Annotated in this window: 3 protein-coding genes; all 3 read right to left on the reverse strand. The window is 62.2% G+C overall.

Going from position 1 to position 3,766, the window contains the following annotated elements:
* The coding region (locus VGD20_RS06845) for a glycosyltransferase family 4 protein (RefSeq protein WP_331133734.1) at positions 1-2,019 on the reverse strand (2,019 nt) is incomplete at its 3' end.
* A 292-nt stretch (positions 2,020-2,311) separates the two neighbouring features.
* Positions 2,312-3,058 carry an HAD-IIB family hydrolase gene (locus tag VGD20_RS06850; protein ID WP_331133735.1) on the reverse strand — a complete coding sequence of 249 codons (747 nt, stop codon included), beginning with the start codon at positions 3,056-3,058 and terminating at the stop codon, positions 2,312-2,314.
* Positions 3,055-3,666 (reverse strand): hypothetical protein, encoded by a 612-nt coding sequence (locus VGD20_RS06855; RefSeq protein ID WP_331133736.1) that lies wholly within the window; start codon positions 3,664-3,666, stop codon positions 3,055-3,057. Before VGD20_RS06855 ends, VGD20_RS06850 begins: the two co-directional genes overlap by 4 nt.
* Between the last annotated feature and the right edge of the window lie 100 nt (positions 3,667-3,766).

The raw sequence follows: 3,766 nt of genomic DNA on the forward strand, positions 1-3,766 counted from the left end.
ACGCCCGGAAAACCATTCATAGGCGCGCCGCGCGTGCGCCAGCCATATATCGTCACCGGTCACGTCATAGGCGGCCGACGCCGCATCGATGGTAGCCCAAATCTCGAGCGGCTGCTGATCGAATGGCCGCGGCAGCTCATAGGAATGGCCGAAGCTGTCGGACCCGACGGGACGATAATGACCCTGTGGAGAGATCTGGACGTCGTTGATCCACCGCAGCGTCTCAACTCCGCACGCGATAACATCCGCGCGCTCAAGTCGCACGCCCGCGCGCAGCATCGCTTCGGGCAGGCGGCAATTGTCATAGGCGAGTACCGGCTCGAACCATCGCCAGTCCGGCCGCGCCGCAGCCTGATAGAGCGCGATCAGCCGGTCAGCGCCACTGCGCAATATCCGGTCCGCCAGATCATGCTCGGGATGTGCCGCGAGCACGAAGTCGGCGCCGAGAATCGCAAAGGCAATCGCGCGCGGTGACTCGAAATCCAGCGCGGACGTCGCGGTGCGCTCAAACAATTCATGCGCCCATTGCCGCAGACCGGGATCGCGCGCGCCCTGCGCCGTCGCGCCGAGCGCCCAAAGGGTTCGGCCGCAGCTGTCTTCGGACCCCACATCCTCGAGCCAGTTGCGTGCGAAGCCCATGAAGTTGCGAAACTCGCCGCGGTCGGGGTTCCAGGCATGCTGTACGAACGCAGCAAAGACCGGGGTCAGTTGTCCGCACTTGCCGAGCGCGTCGTCGTCGAGCCGATGCATCAGCATCAGCGCCCGCGCATTGTCATCGACGCAATAGCCGTGCGCGCGATCGGGGACCATATAAGCGCTGTGCTGGAGGATGCCGGTGTCGTCGCAAATGCGCAGGAACCCATCGATACCGATATGCTCGGGAATAGGCGCAGCTTTCGGCACGACGCGGCTTTCCGCGATCAGCGAACAGGTCCGCTCCGCGAACACCGGCCAGATCATGTCGCGACTGCGGTCATAGGCGCGACGCTGCAGCGTGAGCAGCCGGTCGGCATCGCCGAGCAGATAGCGGATTTCGTTCGCGATCGCTTCGCTGTCGTTGAAGGGGACGAGCACGCCATGATCGTCGGCGAGGAGCTCGACCGCATGGACATAGGGTGTCGAGATCACGGCCTTGCCCAACGCCATCGCATAGGCGAGCGTACCCGACGTCGACTGCTGCACACCGGTATAAGGCGTCACATAGATGTCCGCCGCCTCGATAAGATCGAGGAGGCCGTCGGTGTCCATGAACGCATTGATCCAGCGGATATGCGCATCGACCCCGAGCGAGACAGCGAGCGCCTGGAGCCGGTCGCGATAGGCCTCGCCTTCAAGCGCCAGCAGATTGGGATGCGTCGCGCCAGCAATGCAGTAAAGGAAGTCGGGGTGATCTTCGATGATCGCGGGCAATGCCTCGATGACCGCCTCGATCCCCTTGCCCGGCGACAAAAGACCGAAGGTCAGCGCGACCTGTTTGCCCGCAAAGCCGAACTGCGGCTTGAACTGCGACGCGCGGCCGAACGGGCGGTCGGGGACACCATGGGCGATCATGGCGATCTGGTCGTCGTCGGCATGATAGACGCTTCGCAGCAGATCGTGCGAGCGCTCGGACATGACGACCAGCTTCGTCGCGCGCGCGATCAACCGCTCCATCGCGCGGCGCTGATCGGCGTCAGGTTCGGCGAGCACCGTATGAAGCGTGACGATCAGCGGTGCGGAAACACGATCCACCAGCTCTAGGATCATATCGCCCGCCAAGCCGCCGAAGAGGCCGAACTCGTGCTGCAGCCATATAATTTCGGCACAGCTCGCCTCGATTTGCCGCGCCGCCTCGATAAAGCTACCGGCGTCACCCTCGGTTATGGCGCCGCAAACAACGGGGTCGAATATCGTGGGAACGGCGGCCGGCGCCATCGCATAGACGTCGACGACGATCTCCGGCGCGGCCACTGCAAGCGACGCGTGGATATCGGCGGTGAAGGTCGCGATGCCACAGCGTCGCGGAAGAAAGCCGCCCACTAGTGCGATCCGGACAGTATCCGAAGTTTTTGGCCGAAGCGTTTGGCACGCCTCCAAACCTTCATCGAACGATCTACGGTCAAGCGTTTCGTACACAGGCATACCTTCCAAAAAATGATGCGACAGAAGGCCTCACCCAGTATTTTGTCGTTTGTTTCGAAGCCCGCAGTCGGCCTCGGAGCATCAGAAAACAGAACAGCTCAGCGGCGCATTTGTTCCAATTGACCGACGCCTCGCGAGAAGCATCGCAGGCCAATTCCGGTCATGCTCGCCAGACGGCAACGCCCCGCTCTCATTTCAGGCATGCGACGATAATTCCGATGACTCCAAGCGTTTCTTCGGGATTGCGTACGGAGATTGTATCGAGGCCCAGCGCCTTCGCCGGATAATCATTGCCGCCCGGAAAGATCGCATCGCCGATAAAGAGCATCGCACCCAGTTCGACACCGCTGGCGCCGCTTAGCTTCGTCAGGCCATAGGCCTTGTCGACGCCCTCACGGGTAATGTCGATCGACGTCGCCCCGCCCATGTTGATCGACAGACCGGGCAGACGTTGGCGAAGCTCGGCCTGAATCACCTTGCGTTTGGCGAAGTCGGGATCCCATTTTTCCTTGGCATCGATCGGCGCTTCCTGACCCAGGGCCGAAAAGGTGATCTGACTCCCGCGATCCTCGATCCGTTCGCCCCAGACCGTTTCGGGAACGAACCCGGTCGCCAGTAGCGCCGCATCGAAGGCTTCGAATATGCGTCGCTTCTCCGCATCGTCAAAGATTTCGGCATAGCGCGCCTGCCACGAGCCCGAGCCGAACGTATAGAGCTTGGTGCCGGTGGTCGGCATGAGCCAGAGCCGGGAGAGGTCCGCGCGCTCGGGAAGGCGCGTCGCCACCTGTTTTTCGAACTGCGGCCAGTCGCCACCGGATATCACCGCAACATCTGCCACGCCGAGGAGATCGGCAAGCGCCTCACCCATCGCGGGTTCCATCGGCTGCTTGCTTTCGGCAAGCGTTCCATCAAGATCGAAGGCAATCAGCCGTTTCATGCAGGCGTCGCTCCGCGCCCGTCGCTCGCCGCGTCCCGCTGCCGCCGCGCGGCGGCTTTGGCATCGGCAAGGTTCGAATAGCGATAGTCGCCCACCGCGAATTGTTCGACATAGGTCCGGATGATGCCATCATCCTCGTCGCCCGGTGGACGCAGGCCTCCGCCCTCGCCTTCCCACGCCGAGCGTGACGCAGCTTCATCGATCGCGGCGGCGAGAGGGCCGTCCTCCACGCCCAGCGAGCGATAAAAGTCGCTCCCGACGGCCAGAAGGGTGGCGCGAATATCGACGACCGGATCGTCAACTCCGACGCTTCCGTCAGCGCGATGTTGGTGTGTCGCCTTTTCGAAGGCCTTCGCCATGAGCAATTCGGCAATAAGTACGTCACTGACCAGATAGTCCGGCGCTTCAACGGCGTCGACAGGTGATACAGCAAGATCGGCGATAGCCTCGGCATCGCCGCTCAAGCCGCGCCGCTCGCGATATTCGTTGATCCGTTTGGCATAATAGCGCGGCAGGTCAAAGTTTGGCGTCGCCTGCCCTTGGCGTCGCGCCTGGCTCACGGCCATCAAAGCCATCTGATGATGGTGGAGAAGTTGGTTGAGGTCCATGATTTTGCTCCTTCAGCGGGAGCGCAATGGTCTCTCAGTCGCCAGCACGCGGTGGAAGCGGGCGATGTTATGGAAGTGGGGTCTCAGGCTTCAGATTGCA

Origin of the sequence: Sphingopyxis sp., assembly GCF_036402335.1 — a bacterium.
In the GTDB taxonomy this organism is placed as follows: Bacteria; Pseudomonadota; Alphaproteobacteria; order Sphingomonadales; family Sphingomonadaceae; genus Sphingopyxis.